The 23,245-nt window shown below is 68.5% G+C and carries 20 protein-coding genes; 8 read left to right on the top strand and 12 right to left on the bottom strand.

Going from position 1 to position 23,245, the window contains the following annotated elements; translation table 11 throughout:
- Positions 1 to 25: 25 nt before the first annotated feature.
- Both A5650_RS22980 and A5650_RS22975 read right to left on the bottom strand, forming a co-directional pair.
- Complete coding sequence (locus A5650_RS22980; protein ID WP_067297348.1) at positions 26 to 955, bottom strand: LLM class F420-dependent oxidoreductase; 930 nt, start codon at positions 953 to 955, stop codon at positions 26 to 28.
- A gap of 66 nt (positions 956 to 1,021) precedes the next feature.
- Entirely contained in the window at positions 1,022 to 1,693 is a 672-nt protein-coding gene (locus tag A5650_RS22975) for an SDR family oxidoreductase (protein WP_067297344.1), read from the bottom strand.
- Between the two features lie 132 nt (positions 1,694 to 1,825).
- On the opposite strand from A5650_RS22975, the gene A5650_RS22970 reads away from it, so the two are divergent.
- The 4 genes from A5650_RS22970 (at position 1,826) to A5650_RS22955 (ending at position 6,096) form a co-directional block, all read left to right on the top strand.
- Positions 1,826 to 2,629 carry an ABC transporter permease gene (locus A5650_RS22970; RefSeq protein WP_067297341.1) on the top strand — a complete coding sequence of 268 codons (804 nt, stop codon included), beginning with the start codon at positions 1,826 to 1,828 and terminating at the stop codon, positions 2,627 to 2,629.
- Positions 2,626 to 3,678, top strand: a complete 1,053-nt coding sequence (locus A5650_RS22965) for a sulfate/molybdate ABC transporter ATP-binding protein (protein WP_067297364.1) — start codon at positions 2,626 to 2,628, stop codon at positions 3,676 to 3,678. The genes A5650_RS22970 and A5650_RS22965 overlap by 4 nt, the downstream gene beginning before the upstream one ends.
- Positions 3,679 to 3,888: 210 nt before the next feature.
- Entirely contained in the window at positions 3,889 to 4,929 is a 1,041-nt protein-coding gene (locus tag A5650_RS22960; protein ID WP_067297338.1) for an APA family fibronectin-binding glycoprotein, read from the top strand.
- Between the two features lie 165 nt (positions 4,930 to 5,094).
- Positions 5,095 to 6,096, top strand: a complete 1,002-nt coding sequence (locus tag A5650_RS22955) for a zinc-binding alcohol dehydrogenase family protein (RefSeq protein ID WP_067297335.1) — start codon at positions 5,095 to 5,097, stop codon at positions 6,094 to 6,096.
- A gap of 479 nt (positions 6,097 to 6,575) precedes the next feature.
- On the opposite strand, the gene A5650_RS22950 is transcribed toward A5650_RS22955, so the two are convergent.
- Positions 6,576 to 7,055 (bottom strand): hypothetical protein, encoded by a 480-nt coding sequence (locus A5650_RS22950; RefSeq protein ID WP_067297332.1) that lies wholly within the window; start codon positions 7,053 to 7,055, stop codon positions 6,576 to 6,578.
- A gap of 107 nt (positions 7,056 to 7,162) precedes the next feature.
- On the opposite strand from A5650_RS22950, the gene A5650_RS22945 reads away from it, so the two are divergent.
- The gene (locus A5650_RS22945) at positions 7,163 to 7,738 is read left to right on the top strand and encodes a CGNR zinc finger domain-containing protein (RefSeq protein WP_067297329.1); all 576 of its coding nucleotides are present in this window, start codon (positions 7,163 to 7,165) and stop codon (positions 7,736 to 7,738) included.
- A 2-nt stretch (positions 7,739 to 7,740) separates the two neighbouring features.
- On the opposite strand, the gene A5650_RS22940 is transcribed toward A5650_RS22945, so the two are convergent.
- Positions 7,741 to 8,502 (bottom strand): CPBP family intramembrane glutamic endopeptidase, encoded by a 762-nt coding sequence (locus tag A5650_RS22940; RefSeq protein WP_067297327.1) that lies wholly within the window; start codon positions 8,500 to 8,502, stop codon positions 7,741 to 7,743.
- A gap of 11 nt (positions 8,503 to 8,513) precedes the next feature.
- Positions 8,514 to 10,931: a phosphoketolase family protein gene (locus tag A5650_RS22935; protein WP_067297324.1), complete on the bottom strand. Its 2,418-nt coding sequence runs from the start codon at positions 10,929 to 10,931 to the stop codon at positions 8,514 to 8,516.
- An 81-nt stretch (positions 10,932 to 11,012) separates the two neighbouring features.
- On the opposite strand from A5650_RS22935, the gene A5650_RS22930 reads away from it, so the two are divergent.
- From A5650_RS22930 to A5650_RS22920, 3 genes are read left to right on the top strand one after another with little or no spacing between them, the layout of a single operon-like run.
- Positions 11,013 to 11,888 (top strand): TIGR03619 family F420-dependent LLM class oxidoreductase, encoded by an 876-nt coding sequence (locus A5650_RS22930; RefSeq protein WP_067297320.1) that lies wholly within the window; start codon positions 11,013 to 11,015, stop codon positions 11,886 to 11,888.
- The gene (locus A5650_RS22925; protein WP_067297317.1) at positions 11,885 to 14,188 is read left to right on the top strand and encodes a CoA transferase; all 2,304 of its coding nucleotides are present in this window, start codon (positions 11,885 to 11,887) and stop codon (positions 14,186 to 14,188) included. Before A5650_RS22930 ends, A5650_RS22925 begins: the two co-directional genes overlap by 4 nt.
- A complete protein-coding gene (locus tag A5650_RS22920) occupies positions 14,188 to 15,657 on the top strand; it encodes an acetyl-CoA acetyltransferase (RefSeq protein ID WP_067297313.1) in 1,470 nt (489 codons plus the stop codon). Before A5650_RS22925 ends, A5650_RS22920 begins: the two co-directional genes overlap by 1 nt.
- 46 nt (positions 15,658 to 15,703) lie before the next feature.
- On the opposite strand, the gene A5650_RS22915 is transcribed toward A5650_RS22920, so the two are convergent.
- The 7 genes from A5650_RS22915 to A5650_RS22885 all read right to left on the bottom strand — a co-directional run bounded on the left by A5650_RS22915 (position 15,704) and on the right by A5650_RS22885 (position 23,200).
- The gene (locus A5650_RS22915) at positions 15,704 to 16,291 is read right to left on the bottom strand and encodes a hypothetical protein (protein WP_067297309.1); all 588 of its coding nucleotides are present in this window, start codon (positions 16,289 to 16,291) and stop codon (positions 15,704 to 15,706) included.
- 55 nt (positions 16,292 to 16,346) lie between these two features.
- Positions 16,347 to 17,075 carry a DUF72 domain-containing protein gene (locus A5650_RS22910; protein WP_067297306.1) on the bottom strand — a complete coding sequence of 243 codons (729 nt, stop codon included), beginning with the start codon at positions 17,073 to 17,075 and terminating at the stop codon, positions 16,347 to 16,349.
- Between the two features lie 4 nt (positions 17,076 to 17,079).
- On the bottom strand, positions 17,080 to 17,727 hold the full coding sequence (locus A5650_RS22905; RefSeq protein ID WP_067297303.1) for an HhH-GDP family DNA glycosylase: 648 nt from the start codon (positions 17,725 to 17,727) through the stop codon (positions 17,080 to 17,082).
- On the bottom strand, positions 17,708 to 18,079 hold the full coding sequence (locus tag A5650_RS22900; RefSeq protein WP_067297300.1) for a TfoX/Sxy family protein: 372 nt from the start codon (positions 18,077 to 18,079) through the stop codon (positions 17,708 to 17,710). Before A5650_RS22900 ends, A5650_RS22905 begins: the two co-directional genes overlap by 20 nt.
- A 107-nt stretch (positions 18,080 to 18,186) precedes the next feature.
- The gene (gene lon / locus A5650_RS22895) at positions 18,187 to 20,511 is read right to left on the bottom strand and encodes an endopeptidase La (RefSeq protein ID WP_067297296.1); all 2,325 of its coding nucleotides are present in this window, start codon (positions 20,509 to 20,511) and stop codon (positions 18,187 to 18,189) included.
- Between the two features lie 234 nt (positions 20,512 to 20,745).
- Positions 20,746 to 21,750 (bottom strand): esterase family protein, encoded by a 1,005-nt coding sequence (locus A5650_RS22890; protein WP_067297293.1) that lies wholly within the window; start codon positions 21,748 to 21,750, stop codon positions 20,746 to 20,748.
- A gap of 172 nt (positions 21,751 to 21,922) precedes the next feature.
- Positions 21,923 to 23,200 (bottom strand): alpha-hydroxy acid oxidase, encoded by a 1,278-nt coding sequence (locus A5650_RS22885; RefSeq protein ID WP_067297361.1) that lies wholly within the window; start codon positions 23,198 to 23,200, stop codon positions 21,923 to 21,925.
- Positions 23,201 to 23,245: the final 45 nt, after the last annotated feature.

The following is a 23,245-nucleotide window of genomic DNA, read 5'->3' as shown; positions in this document are numbered from 1 at the left end:
GGGTTATATCCCACCCCTGCTCCGATCACAGGCCGAGGACGGGTCGAAGCGCTTCGGCGACCGCCGTGACGCCGCCCGGCTGGTATCCGTTGAGGCTCGTCACCGGGCTCAGGATCACCCCGTCCACGCCGGCGTCGAGCACCTTCGTCTTGATCTGCTCGGCCACCTGCTCGGCACTGCCGAAGACGGCTTGCTGCTTGTAGTCGTCGGGGATGACGTCGCCGGTGATGTTCTCGTCGATGATCGCGACGACGAGCATGCTGGTCTCGAGGGTCGCCGGGTCGCGGCCGATCTCCTCACAGCGATCCTTGACGACCTGCACCTTGCGGGGCAACTCGTCGAACCCGGCGATGATGTTGAGGTGGTCGAAGTGCCTGGCCGCCAACGGAATCGTCTTCTTCTCACCGCTGCCGCCGATCATCAGCGGAATGTGGTCGCGGAAGCGCGGTTCGGCCATCGCATCCTTGGCGCGGTAGTACTTGCCCTCGAACGTCGGCCGCTGGCCCTCGAGCATCGGCAGGATGATCTGCAGCGCCTCGCCGAGCTTATTGAAACGGTCGGTTAAAGTGCCGAATTGATATCCGAGGCTGTCGTGTTCGAGCTCGTACCAGCCGGTGCCGATGCCCAGGATCGCCCGTCCCTGGCTGATCACGTCCAGCGTCGTGATCGCCTTCGCCAACAGGGTCGGGTTGCGGTAGGTGTTGCCGGTGACGAGGGTGCCGAGCTGGACGCGCTCGGTCGCGGTGGCCAGGCCGCCCAGCGCCGTGTACGCCTCGAGCATCGGCTGATCCGGCGTGCCGAGTCCGGGCAGTTGGTAGAAGTGGTCCATCACGAAGACCGAGTCGAAGCCGGCGGCCTCGGCTTCCTGCGCCTGCGCGATCACGGTGGGGAAGATCTCCGCGACGCCAGTGCCGTACGAGAAGTTCGGGATCTGGAGTCCGAGTTTGATGGTCATGGGAGCACGTAACCACACCTAAGCGGAGCGGTCACCCCGTTTAGCTCGGGGCGAACATCGGAATAATCAGCCGAAGTTTGCGAGCGCACCCTTGCTGACGTGCAGAATCTGCCCGGTGATGTGGCGCGCCGCCGGCGTCGTGAGGAAGAGGGCCAGGCGCGCGATCTCGTCGGCGACCGGCGGAGGCGTGCGCGACAGGCCCTCGTAGCCGGGTTCGGCGCTGCGGCCGGACGCCACCGCGTTGACGGTGATACCGCGCGTGCCGAAGTGCTCGGCCTGCCCGGCGGTCCAGTCGGCGAGCGCGGCCTTGATCGCCGCCTCGGCGCTGCCCACGGCCGGGTTCTCCGGAACCACGTTGACGATCGAACCGCCCGAGCGCAGGTGGTCGCCGAGGATCTGCACGGTCAGCACCGCCGACACCACAATCGAATCCAGCGCTGCACGCCACGCCCTGGCCAGGTCGGACAGCGAGTAGGTGCGCGGATCCCCGCCGTCCCACCCGAGCGCAGGCACGTTGACGATCGTGTCGAGGTGGTGGGGGAACTGCGATCGCGCCGCTTCCAGGCTGTCGGGATCGGTGTTGTCGAGCACAATCGCGTCGACGTCGAGCTCCTTGGCGGCGACCTCGAGCTCGTCGCGGCGGCCGCCGGCGATCACGACGCGGTGACCGGCATCCCGGAAGCCCTCGGCGATCGTGCGACCCAGATCGGTGTCACCTGCGGTGACGAGCACCTCCATCGCGAGGACCTCCCTGAAGTGTTCGACGCTGAACCCAGCGATTACGCGCAATGTTACTGGACAGTAGCTACAGCACGAAACCGGCGCGCAGGGCCATGTCCCATAGGGTTTGGCCTGTGAGGTGGGAGGCCGTTGAGTAATCCGGCTGGTCTGCCGCGGTGGCTCTACCTGCCCGCCGCGGCGGGCGCGCTGTTCGTCGTGGTGCCGCTCGTCGCGATCGCGACCAGGGTCGACTGGCCGAACATCGCGGCGCTGATCACCAGCGAGTCCTCGGTCGCCGCGCTGCTGCTGAGCCTGCGCACCGCGACGGCCAGCACCGTGCTGTGCCTTGTGCTCGGCGTGCCGATGGCACTGGTCCTCGCGCGCAGCGCCAGCCGCGTGGTGCGGGCTGCACGACCGTTGATCCTGCTTCCGTTGGTGTTGCCGCCGGTGGTGGGTGGGATCGCCCTGCTGTACGCGTTCGGCCGCCTCGGGCTGATCGGTGAGTATCTGGACGCGGCCGGCATACAGATCGCGTTCACGACGACCGCCGTCGTCCTCGCGCAGACGTTCGTGTCGCTGCCGTTCCTGGTCATCGCGCTCGAAGGGGCCGCGCGCACGGCCGGGACCGGTTACGAAACCGTCGCCGCTACGCTGGGCGCCCGCCCGTCGCGGGTGTGGTGGCGCGTGACGCTTCCGCTACTGACACCGGGTTTGATGTCCGGCGCCGTGCTGGCGTTCGCCCGGGCGCTCGGCGAGTTCGGGGCGACGCTGACGTTTGCGGGGTCCCGTGAGGGCGTCACCCGCACGCTGCCGCTGGAGATCTACCTGCAGCGCGAGAGCGACCCCGGCGCGGCGGTGGCGCTGTCGCTGCTGCTCGTGCTGGTGGCAGCGGTCGTGGTGCTGGGGTTGGGGAGTCGACGGTTGCGGGGCGACAGCGCGTGGAGTGCACCGTGACGGGCATCAGCCTGCGCGCGGTGGTCGATCGCCGCGGGGTCGACGTCGCGTTCGACGTCGACCCCGGCGAGGTGCTGGCCGTGCTCGGCCCCAACGGCGCGGGCAAGTCGACGACCCTGCACGTCATCGCAGGGCTGGTACGGCCTGACGACGGCGTCGTGCGGGTGGGGCAGCGGGTGCTCACCGACACCGCAGCGGGAGTCCACGTCGCGACCCACGACCGTCGCGTGGGGTTGCTTCTGCAGGATCCCCTGCTGTTTCCGCATCTCGACGTCGTCGCCAACGTCGCCTTCCCGCCCGGCAGCACGCGGCCCGAGCACTGGCTCGCCGAGGTCGACGCGGCGGGTCTGGCCGGCCGCAGGCCGCGCGAACTGTCGGGGGGTGAGGCGCAGCGCGTCGCGCTAGCGCGTGCCCTGGCCGCCGAACCCGAGGTGCTGTTGCTCGACGAGCCGTTGGCTGGGCTCGACGTGACGGCCGCCGCCGCGATCCGCAAGGTCTTGCGCAGGGTGCTCGCGCACGACGGACGTTCGGCGGTGCTGGTGACGCACGACCTGCTCGACGTGGTCACGCTCGCCGATCGGGTGGTGGTGATCGAATCCGGCTGCATCGTCGAAAGCGGTTCGGCTGCAATGGTGTTAGCCTCTCCGCGGAGTGGCTTCGGGGCGCGGCTGGCGGGGGTCAACCTCGTACGCGGCACGGCGGACCGCGACGGCGCCCTGGTCACCGAGTGGGGTGTCGCGTGGCATGGGAACGCGGCATCGGACGTGGAGGCGGGGCGGCCCGCGGTGGCGCTGTTCCACCCGGCGGCGGTCGCGGTGTACCGCGAGCGGCCGCACGGCAGCCCTCGCAACACCGTCGAGGTGACCGTCGCCGAACTCGACGGCCGCGGCCCGGCCATCCGGGTGCGGGCCGAGGAGCAGCCCGACGGCGGTCCCGGCATCGCCGCTGACATCACCGCGGACTCCGCGGCCGAACTGCGGCTCGCTCCCGGCGAACGGGTGATCTTCGCGGTCAAGGCCCAAGAGGTCGCGCTGCATCCGGCCCAGTAACAGATACCGGAGCCAGTGCGAAACACAGTCGAATCACCGGCGCCGACAGGGGTTCGGCCACCTCGCGGCACGCGCGGGGATGCCACGGTGCCAGCAAATCGCGTCCAGCGTGGCTATCACGGGCTTTCGGGTTCTCAGCTATTCCAGAATTAAGCACATTCTTAGCAATTCACACTTGCGTCACGGCGGTAACACGGTAGTTTCTTCCCCATGGATCAGCCGGATGCGATTACATCCCCGCGCAAGGGGCTCTCGAGGACGTTCGCGGCCGCGGCGTTGACCGGGGCGACGGCGCTGGCGCTGGCGCTGCCGACGGTGGCACAGGCGCAGCCCGAGCCGACACCCGCCCCGCCGCCTCCTCCGCCGACGGGCAACACCTTCCTGCAGGGACCGCCGCCACCTCCGGCCCCGCCGGGAGCGCCCGCGCCCGCTCCTGCCCCCGGCGCCCCCGCGCCCGCGCCGGCACCTGGCGCCCCCGCACCCGCCGATCCGAATGCGCCGGCCCCGCCGCCGGGCGATCCGAATGCGCCGGCCCCCGCGCCCGGCGACGCCGGCAGGGTGGACTCGGCCGCCGGCGGCATGAGCTATGTCGTGCCGGCGGGCTGGAAGGTCGCGGACTCGACGCAGCTGTCCTACGGCCAGGCCTTGCTGACCAAGATCGCCCCTGAAGGGGCCGAACCGCCCAGCGACACAAGCATTCTGCTCGGACGGCTCGACCTGAAGCTCTTCGCTGGGGCCGAGACGGACAACACCAAGGCCGCCCAGCGGTTGGCTTCCGACATGGGCGAGTTCTTCATGCCGTTCCCCGGCACCCGGATCAACCACGAGACCGTCGAACTCGAGGCCGACGGCATGCCCGGCGTCGCGTCGTACTACGAGGTGAAGTTCACCGACACGAACAAGCCGAACGGTCAGATCTGGGCCGGTGTCGTCGGCAATCCGGTCGAACCCGGCACGCCGCGCGGTCAGCGCACCCCGGAGCGGTGGTTCGTCGTCTGGCTCGGCACTGCGAACAACCCTGTGCCCAAGGAAGAAGCGGTCACGCTGGCCAACTCGATCCGGCCGTACACCCCACCGGCGGCTCCGGCGGCCCCGCCCGCCGATCCGAACGCGCCCGCGGCTCCGCCGGCGGATCCGAACGCACCGCCGCCCCCGCCCGCGGATCCCAACGCGCCTGCGCCGCGGCCCGCTGTCGGTGTGCCCGTCCCGGTCGCGCCGGAGAACGCGCAGGGGATGACGCCTCCGGCCTGACAAAGCTGGGCGCACAATCTGAGGGCCTGCGCGGGAAGTGAGTGTGGCGGCAGCCGCAGGGGCGGGGGTGGCGACCTCGGCGGATGTGCGCTTACGGCGACGGAATCGCGGCTGCTGGTGCGGCCGTCGACCGAGAGCGACCATTGACTGGTGAGCACTTCCACCATGGCCGCCTGGCAGGTCCGCCATCCGGGGCCGATGGACACCCGACCCATGGAACGCGCAGATGTCGAAATCCCGCGACCGGGAGCGGGTGAGCTTCTGGTCGCGGTGCGCGCATGTGGCGTGTGCCGCACCGATCTTCACGTCGCGGAAGGCGATCTGCCGGTGCACCGGCCACAGGTGGTGCCGGGCCACGAGGTGGTCGGAGAGGTCGTCGAAGTGGGGGAAGGCGCGGGTGCGGAGTTCTCCGTCGGCGACCGCGTCGGCATCGCATGGTTGCGCCACACCTGTGGGCGGTGCCGGTACTGCGTCAGGGGAGACGAGAACCTCTGTCCGGAGTCGCGCTACACCGGCTGGGATGCCGACGGCGGATATGCGGAATTCGCCACTGTCCCAGCGGCATACGCGCTTCCACTACCGGACGGCTATTCCGACACCGAACTGGCGCCACTGTTGTGCGCCGGCATCATCGGATATCGCGCGCTGATGCGCGCGGACCTGCCGCCGGGCGGACGGTTGGGAATCTACGGCTTCGGCGGCAGCGCGCACGTGACCGCTCAGGTCGCGATCGCGCAGGGTGCCGAGGTTCACGTCATGACCCGTGGGGAGAGGGCACGAGATCTCGCGCTGGCCCTCGGGTCGGCGTCGGCTCAAGGCGCCTACGAGCGCCCGCCCGTCGCCCTCGACGCCGCGATCCTCTTCGCGCCCGTCGGCGAGCTAGTGCTGCCAGCGCTCGAAGCGCTCGATCGCGGTGGCACGCTCGCAATCGCGGGCATCCACCTCTCAGACATCCCGGTGCTGAACTACCAGCGCCACCTCTTCCAGGAGCGCCAGGTTAGGTCGGTTACCGCCAATACGCGCGCGGATGCACGCCGCTTCCTCGAGTTCGCCGCGCAACACCGACTAGCGGTAGCAAACACGAAATATCCTCTGGGCCGTGCTCACGACGCACTGTTCGACCTCAGTCGGGGCGTCATCGCCGGCGCGGCGGTGCTATCGATGTGAGTATCAGCCGGCGGTGCACCCGTGACAAAGGAACGTAAAGGGGCCGCTCGAGTTTGCTTGCGGACTTCACTGCCGGATTATGCAGGTCCCCGCCCTTTTTACCGCTTCATCAATTTTGTTGTCTTGGTTCGTGGCGCGTCCTAGGATGAGTTCGGGCGGGGATGCACCAGGGAGGCCTGCCATGCGGGGGAAAACCGTTCTTGAGGTCATCGCCGTTCCGGCGCTCTTGGCGCCGCTGACAGCCACTCTTCTGGTATCGCCGGGCAAAGCCAACGCAATCGAATGTGGCGTAGGGACTGTGTACGACCCACCGTCGAATACCTGTATCGCTGCGCCTCTACCGCCACCTCCACCGCCGCCTCCACCGGCATGGAACGGGGATATCACGCCGTATTTCTCAGTAGGCGTCTGCGCACCCATCCCATTTTTCTCGGTGTGCGCAAGCATCTGACGAGTGCACGGGTCCGCGTGCTGGTGGCCTAGAGCTCGGCCAGCGCCGCGCGCAGCCGGCCCTCGAGATCCCCACGGCCATACCGGTATAGGGGGCCGGTACCGTCCGCGAGCAGCACGCGCAGCCGCGCCATACCCCGGGCGCCGACGGGCCGGGGCGAGTGCAGGCGCAGCGTGACCTCGTCGATCAGACCCTCGGCGGCGGCAATGTTCGACGTGTGCAACGGCACCCGCGACGACATCAACGGGCCGCGCCCCCTGGCGTCGCGCACGATGCGCCGCAACGATCTGGCCACCGACTCGCGTTCGCCGGTCGATGTCAGCCGGGCGCAGTGCGCGGCGTACGCACCGCCGGCGGGTGTGCCGCCGCCGACGGCCGCCAGCCGGTCGAACTTGGTCGCCCGCAGCCTCGCCGCCATCCGCGCCCGAAGTGACGGCGCCGGTGCGGTGGTTCCGCCGGAGGCCGTCGAACGAATCGAGAGCCTCTGCGGATTCTGGGTGTCCGACATTTCGATCCTCGGGTTGGAAGCGGGTGGTGTGACCACTAAACAATTTATAACGGTCACGCATGACCAGTGAAGTTGGAATGACGGTCATGAAAAGCTAGGCTGCCTATATGACTACGCAGTGGCTCGGCGATCAGGAGACCAAGCCGGCGCCGCCGCGGTTGGCCCTCATCCAGAGCCTGGTCAACACGGCGGAGCTGCCTTCCGGGCCCGATCGGCTCGCCGATCCCGACGACGCGCACCCGTGGCTGCGCGAGCACAATCTGCTCGATGTCGGGGAGACCGTCGACGCCGCCGACCTCGAGGCGCTGCGCGGCGTGCGCGAGGCCCTGCGCGCGATGCTCGTCCACAATGCGGGCGGCCCGCCACCGACGGCCGAGGCCCTGGCCCCGCTGCGCTCCGCGGCGGGCGGCGCCGCGCGCGCCGATCTCGACGACCTCGGCCGAGTGCGGCTTTCTGCGGTGGGCACGTCGTTGCAGGACCGCATGACCGAACTGCTACTGGCGATCCACGACGCGCAGCGTGACGGCACCTGGTCGCTGCTCAAGGCGTGCGCCAACGAGGACTGCCAGTGGGCGTTCTATGACCGCTCCCGTAACCACGGCGGTACGTGGTGCAGCATGGCGACCTGCGGCAACAAGCTCAAGAACAGGGAGTTCCGCGCTCGCAAGCGCGCGTCGCACTGACGTCAGCTCAGGTGCCACACCAACGCGGCGGCCAGCGCGCCGAGCCCGTTCAGCGACCAGTGCAGGGCGATCGGCGCGATCAGGCTGCCGCTGCGCCGGCGCAGCCAGGTGAAGACGAAGCCCGCCACGCCCGTGGCGATCACCGCAAGCGTCACCCCCGCGACCGTGCCCAGCAGACCGCCGCCGAAGATCCGGGTGAATCCGACGTTGCTACTGGTCAGGCCCAGGGAGGTGGCGATGTGCCAGAGGCCGAACAAGAGCGAGCCGCCCGCGGCGACACCGCGGAAACCCCACGCGCGGTTGAGCGCACCGTGCAGCACACCGCGGAAGGCGAGCTCCTCGGGGATCACGGTCTGCAGCGGGATGATGACCATCGACGCGATGAGCGCGCCCGAGATCGTCGCGTAGTTGTTGTTCATGAACATCGGTCGCGTCCACGGCAGCAGCGCGCCGATCGCGATGACCGCAAGGACCAACCCGACGGCGCCCACCGCGTAACCGGTTCCGGACTTCCAGTGTTCGCGGCCCAGCCCGAGTTCGGCCCACCCGAGGCCGCGCGACCGGACCAGGACGAGCAGACCCAACGCAGCGGCCGGAACCGTCGCCACGCTGGCCCACGGCGTGGTGAAGTGTGCGATCAGGTTCGTCAGCGCCAAGACCACCACGACCACCGCGATGTCGACGTAGGTGCGGAAGTGGTGCAACGCCGAAAGCTGTCCGACCAGCGGATGCGGGCGGTCGGCTAGGACGGCTTGGTCGGACACGAAAATCCAGTCTAGCGATCGTGCTCGCTGAGGGTGTCCTGCGACAGCGACGGCCCCCGGTAGTCCGGATCCCACGTCCACTCCGAGATCGCCGGATCGTCCTCGCCGTGTTCGCGGGTGTAGCGCCGGGCCGCTAGGCGGGCGTCGGCCATCTCCTGGCGCAGCACCGCCGCGCTGCTGCCCAGTCCCTCGACCCGGTCGATGACGTCCATCACCAGGTGGAAGCGGTCGAGGTCGTTGAGCATCACCATGTCGAACGGCGTGGTCGTCGTGCCCCGCTCCTTGAATCCGCGCACGTGCAGCTGCGCGTGGTTGGTGTGGCGGTAGGTCAGGCGATGAATCAGCCAGGGATAGCCGTGATAAGCGAAGATGATCGGCTTGTCCTTGGTGAAGATCGAGTCGAAGTCGCGCTCGGACAGGCCGTGCGGGTGTTCGGACTCGGGCTGCAACCGCATGATGTCGACGACGTTGACCACGCGCACGCCCAGGTCGGGCAGCCGCCTGCGCAGGATGTCGGCGGCCGCCACGGTTTCCAGCGTCGGGATGTCACCGGCGCAGGCGAGCACCACGTCCGGGTCGCCTGCGGAGTTGCTCGCCCAGTCCCAGATACCCAGGCCGCGGGTGCAGTGCGCGATCGCCGACTCCATGTCCAGGTAGGTCAGCGCCGGTTGCTTCCCGGCGACGATCACGTTGACGTAGTGGCGGCTGCGCAGGCAGTGGTCGGCCACCGACAGCAGCGTGTTCGCGTCCGGCGGAAGGTAGACCCGGACGACCTCGGGCCGCTTGTTGGCGACGTGGTCGATGAACCCGGGATCCTGGTGGGATGCGCCGTTGTGGTCCTGGCGCCAGACATGGGACGTCAGAAGGTAATTCAGCGATGCGATCGGCGCGCGCCAGGACAGCTCCCGGCTGCTGTTGAGCCATTTGGCGTGCTGATTGAGCATCGAGTCGACGATGTGGACGAACGCTTCGTAGCAGTTGAACAGCCCGTGCCTGCCGCTCAGCAGGTAACCCTCGAGCCAGCCCTGGCAGAGGTGTTCGGAGAGCACCTCCATCACGCGGCCCTCCGGGCCGAGGTTCTCGTCGTCGGGCGTGAGCTCGGCCATCCAGGCCTTGTCGGTCGCCTCGAGGGTGGCCGCCAGCCGGTTGGACGCGGTCTCGTCGGGACCCATGAGCCGGAACCGGTCCGGGTTACGGGTGATGACGTCACGCAGGAACGTGCCGAGCACCCGCGTCGCCTCGGCCGATTCGGAGGCCGGTTTGTCGACCGGGACGGCGTAGTCGGTGAACGGCGGCAGATCCAGGTCTTTGAGCAGGACCCCACCGTTGGCGTGCGGGTTGGCGCTCATCCGGCGTTGTCCGCGCGGGGCGATCGCGCGCAGTTCAGGCCGCAGCGAACCGTCGTCGTCGAACAACTCCTCGGGGCGGTAGCTGCGCAGCCACGCCTCGAGCTGGGTGCGGTGTTCGGGGTTGGTGTGGGTTCCCGACAGCGGAACCTGGTGCGAGCGCCACGTGCCCTCCACCTTCTTGCCGTCGACCTCACGGGGACCCGTCCAGCCCTTCGGCGTGCGCAGCACGATCATCGGCCACAGCGGGCGGCCGGGTTCGCGGTCCAAGCGTGCGGCGCGCTGGATCGCGGCGATCTGATCAAAGGCCTCATCGAACGCCGTGGCCAGCTGCTGATGCACGTTGGCGGGATCGTCTCCGGCCACCGTGATGGGCCGGTAGCCATAGCCGAACATCAGCGACTCGAGTTCCTCCTGCGGTATCCGCGCAAGCACCGTCGGGTTGGCGATCTTGTAGCTGTTCAGATGCAGGATGGGCAGCACCGCGCCGTCGGTGACCGGGTTGAGGAACTTGTTCGAATGCCAACTGGCCGCCAGCGGTCCGGTCTCGGCCTCGCCGTCGCCGACCACACAGGCGACCACCAGATCGGGGTTGTCGAACGCCGCACCGTACGCGTGCACGAGCGCGTAGCCCAGTTCACCGCCCTCGTGGATCGAGCCAGGGGTTTCGGCGGCGACATGGCTGGGGATGCCACCGGGAAAGGAGAACTGGCGGAACAGTTTTCGCATCCCGTCGGCGTCCTCGGAGATCGCCGAGTACACCTCGCTGTAGGTGCCTTCCAGGTACGCGTTCGCGACCAGCCCGGGACCGCCGTGGCCGGGGCCGGTGATGTAGATGACGTTGGCGTCGCGTTCCCGGATGACGCGGTTCAGGTGCGCGTAGACCAGGTTGAGGCCGGGCGTCGTTCCCCAGTGGCCAAGCAGGCGCGGCTTGACGTGCTCGGGGGCCAGCGGCTCGCGCAGCAGCGGGTTGTCCAGTAGATAAATCTGGCCGACGGACAGGTAGTTCGCGGCGCGCCAGTAGGCGTCGATCAGTTCGAGTTCATCGGCGGACAGCGTGGGGGACAGTGCCTGGGCAGTCATCTGACTCATCATCGTCGGGTGTGAGCGAGGTGCCAATCCTGTACCCGATGCGTGTGAAGCTACCCATTAGCCTGTTCTTCCGTGTTGGGATTCGCGGTGCCGCAGTTCGGGGAGTCCGCCCGGGCTGACCTTGCGCGCTACGCTGCCACCGCCGAGAGCCTCGGCGCGGACAGCCTCTGGGTGGGTGACCGCCTGCTGACGCCGGTGCACCCGAGCGTCGGCTACGCGGGCCAAGACACCATCCCCGAACAGTTCCGCGCCGGCCTCGATCCGTTCGTCGCGCTGGCGGTGGCCGCCACTGCGACGACCCGCGTCCGGTTGGGCAGCAGCGTGTTCGTCGCACCGTGGTACCCGCCGGTGCAGCTGGGCCGCCAGCTCACCGCCATCGACGTGGTCAGCGGGGGCAGGCTCGTCCCCGGCTTCGGCATCGGGTGGTCACCGGAGGAGTTCTCGGCAGCCGGCGCCCCGTTCCGCGGCCGGGGAGCCCAGCTGGACGAGCTGCTCGACGTCCTCGAGGGGCTGTGGACGACGAACCCGGTTCAGCACGACGGCAAGCGATGGTCGATCCCGCCGTCGTGGGTGGACCTCAAACCGGCCCAGCGGCCGCGCCCGCCGATCTATCTCGCCGCGTTCACCCCGGCGAGCCTGCGGCGCATCGGACAGCGCGCCGACGGGTGGCTTCCAGCTGTGCAGGTGCCCGGAGGTGTCGCGCCCGAGATGCTCGCGCTGCTGCGCCGCACCATCGACGACGGCGCCCGCGAGGCGGGTCGGGATCCGTCGGCGATTCACACCTATGTGCGGATCAACGTCGCGGCGGGCACATCGATCGACGCGGTCGCCGAGGCGGTGCGGACGCTGGCCGATGCCGGATATCCCGATGCCTTCGTCGACCTGATGTATGTCGCGACCGACACTGACGACCATCTGCGGTGGGTCGAGGAACTGCTGGCGGCATGAGCGAAGCACTGCTGGCATCCGTGCGGGTGCTCGATCTCGGCGGCGCCGCATCCGACGGGGTGAGCCGGCTGTATGCCGATCTCGGCGCCGACGTGCTGAAGATCGAACCGCCCGGCGGGCGTGCGGGCCGGCGGGCGTTGCCGACTGTGGCCACGACCAGCGTGCCGTTTCTGCTGAACAACGCGAACAAGCGGTGTGCGGTTCTCGACCCCGCCGACCCCGGGGACCGCCAGAAACTGTGGACCCTGGCGAGCACCGCCGACATCGTCGTCGACGACGGGAGATCGGGCGGCGCAGCCGATTTCGGGATGTCGTGTGCTTCGCTGGCGCAGCGGTTCGATCACCTCGTCGTGCTGTCGGTCACCGACTTCGGCACCGACGGGCCCTACGCCCCGTGGCATGCCACCGACCCGGTTTTGTACGCGCTGTCGACGGCGTTGTCACGTACCGGGCCGACGACCGGCGCACCGGTGCTACCGCCGATCGGCCTGGCGTCGGGGACCGCGGCCGTTCAGGCGGCGTGGGCGGCGCTGGCCGCTTACTATCGCCGGTTACGCACCGGCACGGGCGATTACATCGACTTCTCTCGGTTCGAGGCGGTGCTTCAGTCGTTCGATCCGCCGTTCGGATCCGAAGGACAGGCCGCCGTCGGGATCAAGAAGACCACCGAGATCTGGCGCGGCAGGCCGCGCAATCAGAACATCTATCCGATCTTCGCCTGCAAAGACGGCCACGTACGGATCTGCCTGCTGTCGCCGCGCCAGTGGCGGGCCATGCACGCCTGGCTCGGCGAGCCCGCGCAGTTCGCCGATCCGAAGTTCGAGACGATCGCGGCGCGGTACGCGGTATCGCGTGAACTCAACGCGCTGATCGGTGATTTCGTCGCTGCGCAGACGATGGAGACCCTGGTCGCCGAGGGTCAGGCGCGGGGCATCCCGATCGCGGCGGTGCTCACCCCCACGGAGGCGTTGGCCTCCGAGCACTTCCGTGCGGTCGGTGCGCTGACCACCGCGGAGCTCGCGGGCGGCGCGAAGGTCGTCGCGCCCGTCGGGCCGTTCGTCGTCGACGGGCAGCATCGCGGTCTGCAGCGCCCGGCGCCCGATGCCGGAGCCGACGAGCCCGCTTGGGCGACAACGCCATCGGAGGCTCAGCGGCCTGCGACCGCGGTGCAGCGGCCTTTCGAAGGAATGCGCATCCTCGATCTCGGCGTCATCGTCGCCGGGGGTGAGCTCGGCAGGCTGTTCGCCGACCTCGGCGCCGAGGTGATCAAAATCGAGAGCGCCGCCTATCCCGACGGGCTGCGACAGGCTCCGCCCGGTCAGGTGATGAGCAGATCCTGGGCGCTGACCCATCGCAACGAGAAGAGCCTCGGCCTCGATCTGCGGTCGGCCGGCGGCGCCGAGCTTTTCTCCCGTCTGGTCGTCGACGCCGACGCCGTCTTCGCCAACTTCAAGCCCGGAACGCTTGCGTCGCTGGGGTTCTCCTACGACCGGCTGCGGGAACTCAATCCACGCGTCGTGTTGGCGGAGAGCAGCGCATTCGGTGCGGGCGGTCCGTGGAGCGCACGCATGGGATACGGGCCGCTGGTGCGCGCGACCACCGGCGTCACGTCGCTGTGGGCGTCGGCCGACGGCGAGTTCTACGACGCGACGACGATTTTCCCGGACCACGTGTCGGCTCGGCTCACGGCGATCGCGGCACTGGCCGCACTCATCCGGCGCGACCGCGCCGGGCGGCCCGCACACGTCCACGTCTCGCAGGCCGAGGCCGCGGTGAGCCAGCTCGCGGCTCGTTATGTCACCGAAGCGGCGTGCGAAGCGGGCCTGCCCGTCGTCGACGACGCCGCCGAACACCGCGTGTATCCGTGTGCCGGCGATGACGAGTGGTGTGTGATCTCGCTGCGATCGGATGCCGACCGCGCCGCGTTGAACTCGATCACCGGCGGCGTCGACACCGCGGAGTGGACCCGCGTCCGCGACAAGACCACGGTGGCACACGCACTCCAGGAAGCCGGTGTCGCGGCCGCCCCGATGAACCGCGCCGTCGACGTGCCCGACGACCCGCAGGTGTGTTTACGAAAGCTGTACTCCGACATGGAGCATCCGTTGTTCGACGCGCCGATGCTCAGCGAGACACGGCCTGCGCCGTACACGAACATCCCGCCCGCACGACTGCTTCCCGCGCCGATGCCGGGGGAGCACACCCGAGAGATCTGTCAGCAGATCCTCGGCATCTCCGTTGAGGACACCGATCGGCTCATCGCCGACGGCACACTTTTCGCCTATCGAGAAAGGCCGTGATGGAACCCAGGACGCCCGTGTTGGTCGGCTACGGACAGGTCAACCAGCGTGACGAGAACCCCGAGATCTCGCCGATCGACCTGATGGTCGACGCGGCGCGCAACGCGGCGGACCCCAGGGTCCTCGAGGCGGTCGACTCGGTACGAGTGGTCAACCTCCTGTCGTGGCGGTATCGCGATCCGGGATTGCTTCTCGCGCAACGGTTGCACGCCGACAACGCCTCCACCCGTTACACCGGGGTGGGCGGTAACACCCCGCAGTCGCTGGTCAACGAGGCGTGCCGGGACATTCAGAACGGCCGCGCCGAGGTGATCCTGATCGCGGGCGGTGAAACCTGGCGGACGCGAAGCCGGCTGCGCGCCAAGGGCGTCCGGCCGGATTGGCCGCGCCAGGACGAGTCGGTGCCGATGGCCGAGGGCGCCGACGAGGGCGTGCCGATGGCCGGACCCGCCGAGATCAAGATCAACCTCGACCGGCCCGCGTTCGTCTACCCGATGTTCGAGCAGGCTTTGCGCATCGCCGCGGGGGAATCCGACGAGGAACACCGGCGCCGCATCGGCGAGTTGTGGGCGCAGTTCAGTGCGGTCGCCGCGACCAACCCGCACGCGTGGAACCGCGACGTCGTACCCGCCGAGCAGATCTGGCAGCCCGGACCGAGCAACCGGATGATCAGCTGGCCGTACCCGAAGCTGATGAACTCCAACAACATGGTCGACCAGGCGGCGGTCCTCGTGCTCACCTCGGCCGAGAGGGCGGCCGATCTGCAGATCCCCAGGGACCGGTGGGTTTTCCCGTATTCAGGTACCGATTCGCATGACACGTATGCGATCGGCGAGCGGGCGGAGTTCCACACCTCGCCGGCCATTCGCATCGGGGGTCGACGCGCTCTGGAACTGGCCGGGATCGGCGTGGACGACGTCGCGCTGGTCGACGTGTACTCGTGCTTCCCGTCGGCGGTGCAGGTGGCGGCCAACGAACTCGGCCTTCCGCTCGGTGCCCCCGACAGGCCGCTCACGGTGACCGGCGGGCTCACCTTCGCGGGCGGGCCGTGGAACAATTACGTCACCCATTCGATCGCGACCATGGCCGAACGGCTGGTCGCCGCGCCCGGGCAGTACGGGTTGATCACCGCCAACGGCGGCTACCTCACCAAGCACAGTTTCGGTGTCTACGGCACCGAACCGCCGCCGCACGAATTCCGTTGGGAGGACGTCCAATCCGAGGTCGATCGCGAGCCGACCCGGGAGGCGCTCGTCGACTGGTCGGGGGTGGGCACTGTCGAGACGTGGACGACACCGTTCGACCGGGAGGGCGCGCCGGAGAAGGCGTTCCTGGCGGTGCGCACACCGGACGACGCGCGTGTTCTGGCGGTCATCCCTGACGCGGCGGGTGCGGCCGCGACGGTGGAGGAGGACATCGCGGGCGCCAAGGTCCAGGTCAACCCGGACGGAACGGCCGCATTGATATAGCCGGAACGGCCGCCTTGCTCTAGCCGGAACGGCCGCCTTGATCTAGCTACGGCGCGCTGGCGGGCACCTCGGTGTAGCGCGGCTGGAATCCCTCGGGGGCGAAGGTGAATCCGTTGCCCGTCGCCTCGCTCATGCACGAGACCCCGGCCTCCTGCACGTTGCAGCGGAATCCGGCGACGGCCAGGATCCGGTTGAAGTCCAGCACCTTCGCGTCGGCCAAGACGAACTCCGGACGCGTCAGCGCGACGAACCGGGGTTCGCCCTCGCGTTCGACGACGATCGCGTTGGGTGTGGCCTGCTCACCGGCGGAATCACGCACGATGTCCGGTTCGCCGGTGATGTTCATTCCGGACAGCGGGGCGCTCGCCGACTGGCACCCCGCCTTCTCACGCGGGACGATGGCACACGCCCACCGCCCGCTCGGGGTGGTGAAGTGGTATTCGGCCGTTCCCTGCGGATGCGCGACGTAGTCGAACGCGTCGACCAGGTGTGCGCGGTTCGGCGGCGCAGGCGGTGCCGCGGTGGTGGATGTCGGCGGCGACGCGACGAACGGCTCGTCGGTGTTGACGATCCGTTCGGCCGAACATCCCGCGACGAGGACCGCGGCGGCCCAGATCAGAGAGAGAACACGCATGTCGGCTCCTAAGCGTGCCGCAACCGGATTCCGTCCGCTGCGGCGGGGTCCGGGGTCAGCCGGCCAGCATCGCTTTGAGCGTCTGCGCGTTCCACACCGCGTGCCCACCCAGGTCGTTGTTGAAGTAGACCAGCACGCGCCTGCCCTCGCGGTCCCATGCTCGGATCCGGTCCGCCCAGCGGCGCAATTGGTCGTCGGGGTAGGACCCCGCATACAACGAGTCCTGGTCCGGGCCGTGCATCCGGATGTAGACCAGATCGCTGGTGGCCCGCGGTACGCAGCGCAGGTGGGCGCCGCTCATCACCACATACGCCGCGCCGTGGCGCTCGAGCAGGTCGTACACGGCGGGGTCGTCCCAGGACGGGTGCCGCAACTCCATGGCCACCGGGATCCGGTCTGGCATCAGCTTGAGGAAGTACTCCAAGCGGGCGTCGTCGCGCTCCAATTCCGGATGCAGTTGCACGAGCAGGGCTTCGCTACGGTCGCCCAACAGATTCCAGCACCGCTCGAAGCGCTCGACCCATGGCTCCGGCTCCCGCAGCCGCCGGTAGTGCGTCAGCCCTCGCTGGGCTTTGACCGACATCGTGAACCCGTCGGGCAGCCGCTGCCGCCAGCCCGCGAACGCGCTGTCCTTCGGCCAGCGATAGAAGCTCGCGTTGAGTTCCACGGTGTCGAACTCCTCGACGTAGCGGGCCAACCGCTTGGCCACCGGCGTCCCGGCGGGATACAGCACGTCCTTCCAATGGTCGTACGACCATCCGGACGTGCCGATCCGGATCACCACCGCGTCATCCCCCTGCGGCCACGCGGTCGCGCAGTTCGTCGTCGAGCGACGCCTTGACCAGTGCGGCGGCGAGCTTCGCGCATTTACCCGGCGCGAGCGCGGCGAGGTCGTCGGCGTCGGTGGGCAGTCCGAGTTCGCGCGCGGCGGTCGTGGCCCGTGAGTCGAAATACGGCCGGACCCACGACCAGGTGTCCTGCACCTCCCGCAGGAAGATGTCGGCACCGGTGTCACCGATCCCCTTGAACCGCTTGAGTGCTCGCGTCACCGCGGTCACGTCGTGGTCCTCGGCTCCCTCGAGCTTGCGGAGGTCCCCGCCGTACTCGTCGACGACGGACTGCGCGATGTCGGTGAGTCTGGTCGCCGAGCTCTCGTCGTACCGCACGTAGTGGGCGCGGCCGAACGCGCGGATCATGTCCGCGCGGTCGGCGTCGAGAACGGCCTTGGGGGTGCGCAGGCCCGCCCGGGACAACTCCCGCGCGGCTACCCCCGCGATGGCGGCGTCGATCGGCTTGCTCGACAGCATGCACAGGGTGAGCAGTTCGAAGAGCGGCATCGGCTTGTCCGCCAACCGGATACCGGCGTCTTCTGCGTAGGTCGTGCCCGCCTGGTCGAGGAGGCGCTTGGCCAGCTTCTTACGTGCTGCGGCGTCCACGTCGGCTGGCGTACCCGCGCTCTTTCGGGGGCAAACTCTTCGCGAAATCGACCGAGCGGGCAATCCACGGCTGCAGTTGCCGCTTTGTGGAGAGCCCGGCGCTCGAGACCCGCAACCATCCGCGCATCTCCCTGCCCGCCATCACCATCGGTGCGACGTGTTCACGCGACAACAGCTTGGCGGTGTCGTCGTGGGGCACCCGCACCATCAGACCGCCCTGACCGCTGGCGGCCACCGCCATGTTGCCGTTGACCAGGAACGCCAACCCGCCGAACATCGGCTTCTCCTCGACTCCGCGCTCTCCGCTGAGCAGTTCGCGGATGCTGTGGGCGAGGTCCTCGTCGTACGCCATGCACCGACGGTAGCGGCAGCGGACGACATATCACCGGCGAAGGACGGCCCGAACACACTCAGGGCCGCGACCGGAAAGCCGGCCACGACCCTGAATGCGTGTTGTCGTCAGGCTGCGAACGTCACCGCCTCGACGGGTTGCAGCGCCTGCGCGACGATGTCGGCGACGTCAGTCATCGGTTTCACCTCCAACGCTTCGAGCACGTCGGCCGGGACATCGTCCAGGTCCGGCTCGTTGCGTTGCGGTATGAATACCGTTGACAGACCGGCACGTTGCGCTGCCAGCAGCTTCTGCTTGACACCGCCGATGGGCAGCACTCGGCCGTTCAGCGTGACCTCACCGGTCATGCCGACGTCCGCGCGCACCTGCCGACCGGTGGCCATCGAGACCAGCGCGGTCACCATCGTCACGCCCGCCGACGGACCATCCTTCGGCACGGCACCCGCGGGCACGTGCACGTGGATCCGCCGGTCCAGCGCCTTGGGGTCGACGCCCAACTGCTCGGCGTGCGAGCGCACGTAGGACAGCGCGATCTGCGCGGATTCCTTCATGACGTCGCCCAGCTGCCCGGTCAGTTGCAGCCCGGGTTCACCGTCGGTGGCGCCGGCCTCGATGTAGAGCACGTCGCCGCCGAGCCCGGTGACCGCCAGCCCGGTGGCCACGCCCGGCACCGCCGTGCGTTCGGCCGACTCCGGTAGAAACCTCGGACGTCCCAGGTACTCAACGAGATCCGGTTCGTCGACGGTGATGCTGGTGACCTCGTCGGCCGCCAGCTTCGTCGCCACCTTGCGCAGCGCCTTGGCCAGCAGCCGCTCGAACTGACGCACGCCCGGCTCGCGGGTGTAGTCCGCGGCGACCTTGCGCAACGCCGCCTCGGTCACCGTCACCTCGTCCTCCGTCAGCGCCGCCCGCTCGCGCTGCCGCGGCAGCAGGAAGTCGCGGGCGATGGCGACCTTGTCGTCTTCGGTGTAGCCGTCGATCTGCACCAGTTCCATGCGGTCGAGAAGCGCCGACGGGATGTTCTCGATGACGTTGGCCGTCGCCAGGAACACCACGTCCGACAGGTCCAGGTCGAGGTCGAGGTAGTGGTCGCGGAAGGTGTGGTTCTGCGCCGGGTCCAAGACCTCGAGCAGCGCCGCCGCGGGGTCGCCGCGGAAATCGGAGCCGACCTTGTCGATCTCGTCGAGTAGCACGACGGGGTTCATCGAACCCGCCTCGCCGATGGCACGCACGATGCGCCCCGGCAGGGCGCCGACGTAGGTGCGCCGGTGGCCGCGGATCTCGGCCTCGTCGCGCACACCGCCCAAGGCGACGCGAACGAACTTGCGGCCCAACGCCCGAGCCACGCTCTCGCCCAGCGAGGTCTTGCCGACCCCGGGCGGGCCCGCCAGCACCATCACGGCGCCCGAACCGCGGCCGCCGACGACCTGCAACCCGCGCTGGGCACGGCGCGCCCGCACGGCCAGGTACTCGACGATGCGGTCCTTGACGTCCTCGAGGCCGTGGTGGTCGGCATCCAGAATCGCCTTGGCCGCCTGCAGGTCGGTGGAGTCGTCGGTGGTGACGTTCCACGGCAGGTCGAGCACGGTGTCCAGCCAGGTGCGGATCCAGCCGCTCTCCGGGCTCTGATCGCCGGCCCGCTCGAGCTTGCCGACCTCGCGCAGCGCGGCCTCGCGAACCTTCTCGGGAACGTCGGCGGCCTCGATGCGGCTCCGGTAGTCATCAGAAGACCCCGTGCCGTCGTCATCGCCCAACTCCTTGCGGATGGCGTTGAGCTGCTGACGCAGCAGGAATTCCTTCTGCGTCTTCTCCATGCCCTCACGCACGTCTTCGGCGATCTTCTCGTTGACCTCGACCTCGGCCAGCTGGGCACCCGTCCACTCGATCAGCGCGCGTAGGCGCTCAGCGACGTCGGGCGTCTCGAGCAGCTGTCGTTTCTGAACCTGGGTGAGATACGACGCGTAGCCCGCCGTGTCGGCCAGCGCCGACGGATCGGAGAGCTGATTGACGAAGTCGATGATCTGCCACGCCTCGCGCCGCTGCAGCATCGCCAGCAGCAGCTTCTTGTACTCCGCGGCGAGGTCATAGGTCGCCTGAGGCACCGGGTCTTCTTCGCTGACCACGCTCACCTCGACCCACAGCGCCGCACCGGGTCCGGTCGCACCGGCACCGATGTGCGCGCGGCTCTCGCCCCGCACCACCGCGGCCGGCCCGCCGACCATGCGGCCGACCTGCACGATCGAAGCCAGCACACCGTAGGACGGGTACCGGTCCTCGAGGCGCGGAGCGATCAGCAGCTCACCGGACTCGCTGGCACGCGCGGCGTCCACCGCGGCGCGAGCGGCCTCGTCGAGCTCGATCGGCACGACCATCCCCGGCAGCACGATCGATTCGCTCAGGAACAGGACCGGAACTGTCTTGGCTTCAGCCATCAATCCTCCAAAGTTTGAGTCTGTTGCGCTCAACCTTCGGAGGGCCTCGTTTGTTCCCCGTCGCCCCGTGTGACGTACGCCTGCGGCGAAACAGCATCGCGGGTCGCTGCGCTCGTCGATTCACGGGCACGGCCCTCTCGCGCGCGGGCCTCGGCGACGTCCCCGAACGGCAGGAAGCCTGCCGTTCGGGGGAAACGGCAGGCTTCCTGTTGTGGGTGGATCTAGGCGGTGCTGTCAGGCACTGGCCTGCGCTCCCAGCACTCGCTGGATGTCAGGCTTCATCATCTCGAGCTGCTGACCCCAGTAGCCCCAGCTGTGCGTCCCCTGCGGCGGGAAGTTGAACACGCCGTTGGTGCCACCCGCGGCGATGTAGTTGTCCTTGAAGGTGACGTTGGTCCGCAACGTGAACCCTTCGAGGAACTGCGCCGCCATCAGGTTCTGGCCGGCCACACCCCCGTCGAGATCCGACGGCGTACCCGTGCCGCAGTAGATCCAGATGCGGGTGTTGTTGGCCACCAGCTGGTTGATGTTGACCATCGGGTCATTGCGCTTCCACGCCGGATCCGTCGACGGACCCCACATGCTTTCGGCGTTGTAGCCGCCCGCGTCCTGCATCGCCAGCCCGATCAGCATCGGCCACCAACCCTCGGACGGGTTGAGGAAGCCCGACAGGGAGCCCGCGTAGATGAACTTCTGCGGGTGGTAGATGGCGTAGGTCAGCGCGCTGCTGCCCGCCATCGAAATGCCCACCACGGCATTGCCGTTCTGCGACACGCCCCTGTTGGCTTCCAGCCACGCCGGGAGCTCCTGGGTCAGGAACGTCTCCCACTTGTAGGTGTAGTCCTGGCCGTTACCCCGAGACGGCTGGTACCAGTCGGTGTAGAAGCTGGACTGCCCACCGACCGGCATGACAACCGACAGCCCGGACTGGTAGTACCACTCGAAGGCCGGGGTGTTGATGTCCCAGCCGTTGAAGTCGTCCTGGGCGCGCAGGCCGTCGAGCAGATACACCGCATGCGGTCCACCGCCCTGGAACTGAACGCGGATATTGCGATTCATCGCGGGGGAGAACACATCCAGATACTCGACCGGCAGTCCCGGACGCGAGAATGCCCCGGCTGTCGCCGAACCCCCGACAAATCCGATCAGCCCGGGCAACGCAGCCGCAGCAACCGCGGCCACCGCCATTCGGCGCAACATTTTCGTACCGGTACTCCGGCACCTCTCCAAGATTCTCATAACGGCAACCAACCCACCTTTCATCGCTTCCACAAGCAATTGCCGTTTGCTGTGCGTTGGTAATGAAACACGCAGTCGCGCTGCAACTGTCGTCCCGACATGCGGTTGCCACGTCGCGGTTGGCTAACGATTACGACTCAGCACGGACTCATGGACAGGCAGAAATGGGGTGTTACCAGTGTTGTTGGGGTGACTCAGGAGGGTTTCGGCCCGTGTCCGACACGCGGGGCTGCAGCCGGTGCAGCTGAGTGACATGGCCGGGGCCCAGCTCGCTCAGCGACGTCACCCCGAGTAGCCGCATCGTGCGTGCGACCTGCTGCGAGAGGATCTCGATGGCCCGGTCGACGCCGGCCTCGCCGCCGGCCATCAGCCCGTAGAGATAGGCGCGACCCACGAGCACGGAGCGCGCGCCCAACGCGACCGCCGCGACGATGTCGGCGCCGGACATCACGCCGGTGTCCAGCAGAATCTCGGTGGTGTCGCCGAGTTCTTCGGCCACGATGGGCAGCAGGTGAAACGGCACCGGGGCGCGGTCGAGTTGGCGGCCACCGTGATTGGACAGCACAATGCCGTCGACACCGAGTCCGGCGACGGCCCTGGCGTCCTCGAGTGTCTGAATTCCTTTCACCACCAACTTATTCGGCCACTGCTTCTTGATCCAGGCCAGATCGTCGAAGTTGACCGTGGGGTCGAACATGGTGTCGAGGTATTCGGCGACAGTGCCGGGCCAGCGGTCCAGCGAGGCGAACGACAGCGGTTCGGTGGTGAACAGGTCGAACCACCACCGCGGATGCGCGACCGCGTCGAGCACCGTGCGCAGCGTCAGCGTCGGGGGAATGGACATCCCATTGCGGGTGTCGCGGTGACGCGCGCCCGCTACCGGTACGTCGACCGTCACCAGCAGCGTGTCGTAGCCCGCGGCGGCGGCCCGCTCGACCAGCGCCATCGACCGATTCCGGTCCTTCCACATGTACAGCTGAAACCAGTTGCGGCCGTGTGGGTTGGCTGATTTCACGTCTTCGATGGAGCTGGTGCCCAGCGTCGAGAGTGAGAACGGAATGCCTGCCCGCGCGGCCGCGCGCGCCCCCGCGACCTCACCCGCGGTGTGCATGAGCCGGGTGAAGCCGGTGGGCGCGATGCCGAACGGCTGGGCGACGTGGCCGCCGAGCACCGTCGCGCCCGTGTCGACGCGCGATACATCGCGCAGGATGGTCGGATGGAACTCGATGTCGCGGAACGCTTGTCGTGCGCGTGCGAGTGACAGCTCGTCCTCGGCGGCGCCGTCGGTGTAGTCGAACGCCGCCTTCGGGGTCCGGCGTTTGGCGATCCGGCGCAGGTCCTCGATCGTCAGCGCGGCCGCCAGACGGCGCTGGGTCGCGTTCAGTTGTGGCTTCTTGAACTGCAGCAGTGGGGCCAGTTCACGGGGGCGCGGGACACGGCGGCGCGTCACGTTGGCGCCTCCGTCGGCCGGCCGTTGCACGTGGTCATTGAACCG

Source organism: Mycobacterium sp. 1164985.4, assembly GCF_001668575.1.
Taxonomy (GTDB): Bacteria; Actinomycetota; Actinomycetes; order Mycobacteriales; family Mycobacteriaceae; genus Mycobacterium.
Note: the sequence above shows the minus strand (reverse complement) of the source record. Positions and strands in the feature narration are given on the sequence as shown.

What these genes read in the sequence shown, in the direction of transcription:
- A5650_RS22980 (WP_067297348.1), bottom strand. Translation starts at nt 955, where the DNA reads ATGACCATCAAACTCGGACTCCAGATCCCGAACTTCTCGTACGGCACT.
- A5650_RS22975 (WP_067297344.1), bottom strand. Translation starts at nt 1,693, where the DNA reads ATGGAGGTGCTCGTCACCGCAGGTGACACCGATCTGGGTCGCACGATC.
- A5650_RS22960 (WP_067297338.1), top strand. Translation starts at nt 3,889, where the DNA reads ATGGATCAGCCGGATGCGATTACATCCCCGCGCAAGGGGCTCTCGAGG.
- A5650_RS22955 (WP_067297335.1), top strand. Translation starts at nt 5,095, where the DNA reads ATGGCCGCCTGGCAGGTCCGCCATCCGGGGCCGATGGACACCCGACCC.
- A5650_RS22950 (WP_067297332.1), bottom strand. Translation starts at nt 7,055, where the DNA reads ATGTCGGACACCCAGAATCCGCAGAGGCTCTCGATTCGTTCGACGGCC.
- A5650_RS22945 (WP_067297329.1), top strand. Translation starts at nt 7,163, where the DNA reads ATGACTACGCAGTGGCTCGGCGATCAGGAGACCAAGCCGGCGCCGCCG.
- A5650_RS22935 (WP_067297324.1), bottom strand. Translation starts at nt 10,931, where the DNA reads ATGACTGCCCAGGCACTGTCCCCCACGCTGTCCGCCGATGAACTCGAA.
- A5650_RS22925 (WP_067297317.1), top strand. Translation starts at nt 11,885, where the DNA reads ATGAGCGAAGCACTGCTGGCATCCGTGCGGGTGCTCGATCTCGGCGGC.
- A5650_RS22920 (WP_067297313.1), top strand. Translation starts at nt 14,188, where the DNA reads ATGGAACCCAGGACGCCCGTGTTGGTCGGCTACGGACAGGTCAACCAG.
- A5650_RS22915 (WP_067297309.1), bottom strand. Translation starts at nt 16,291, where the DNA reads ATGCGTGTTCTCTCTCTGATCTGGGCCGCCGCGGTCCTCGTCGCGGGA.
- A5650_RS22900 (WP_067297300.1), bottom strand. Translation starts at nt 18,079, where the DNA reads ATGGCGTACGACGAGGACCTCGCCCACAGCATCCGCGAACTGCTCAGC.
- lon (WP_067297296.1), bottom strand. Translation starts at nt 20,511, where the DNA reads ATGGCTGAAGCCAAGACAGTTCCGGTCCTGTTCCTGAGCGAATCGATC.
- A5650_RS22890 (WP_067297293.1), bottom strand. Translation starts at nt 21,750, where the DNA reads ATGAGAATCTTGGAGAGGTGCCGGAGTACCGGTACGAAAATGTTGCGC.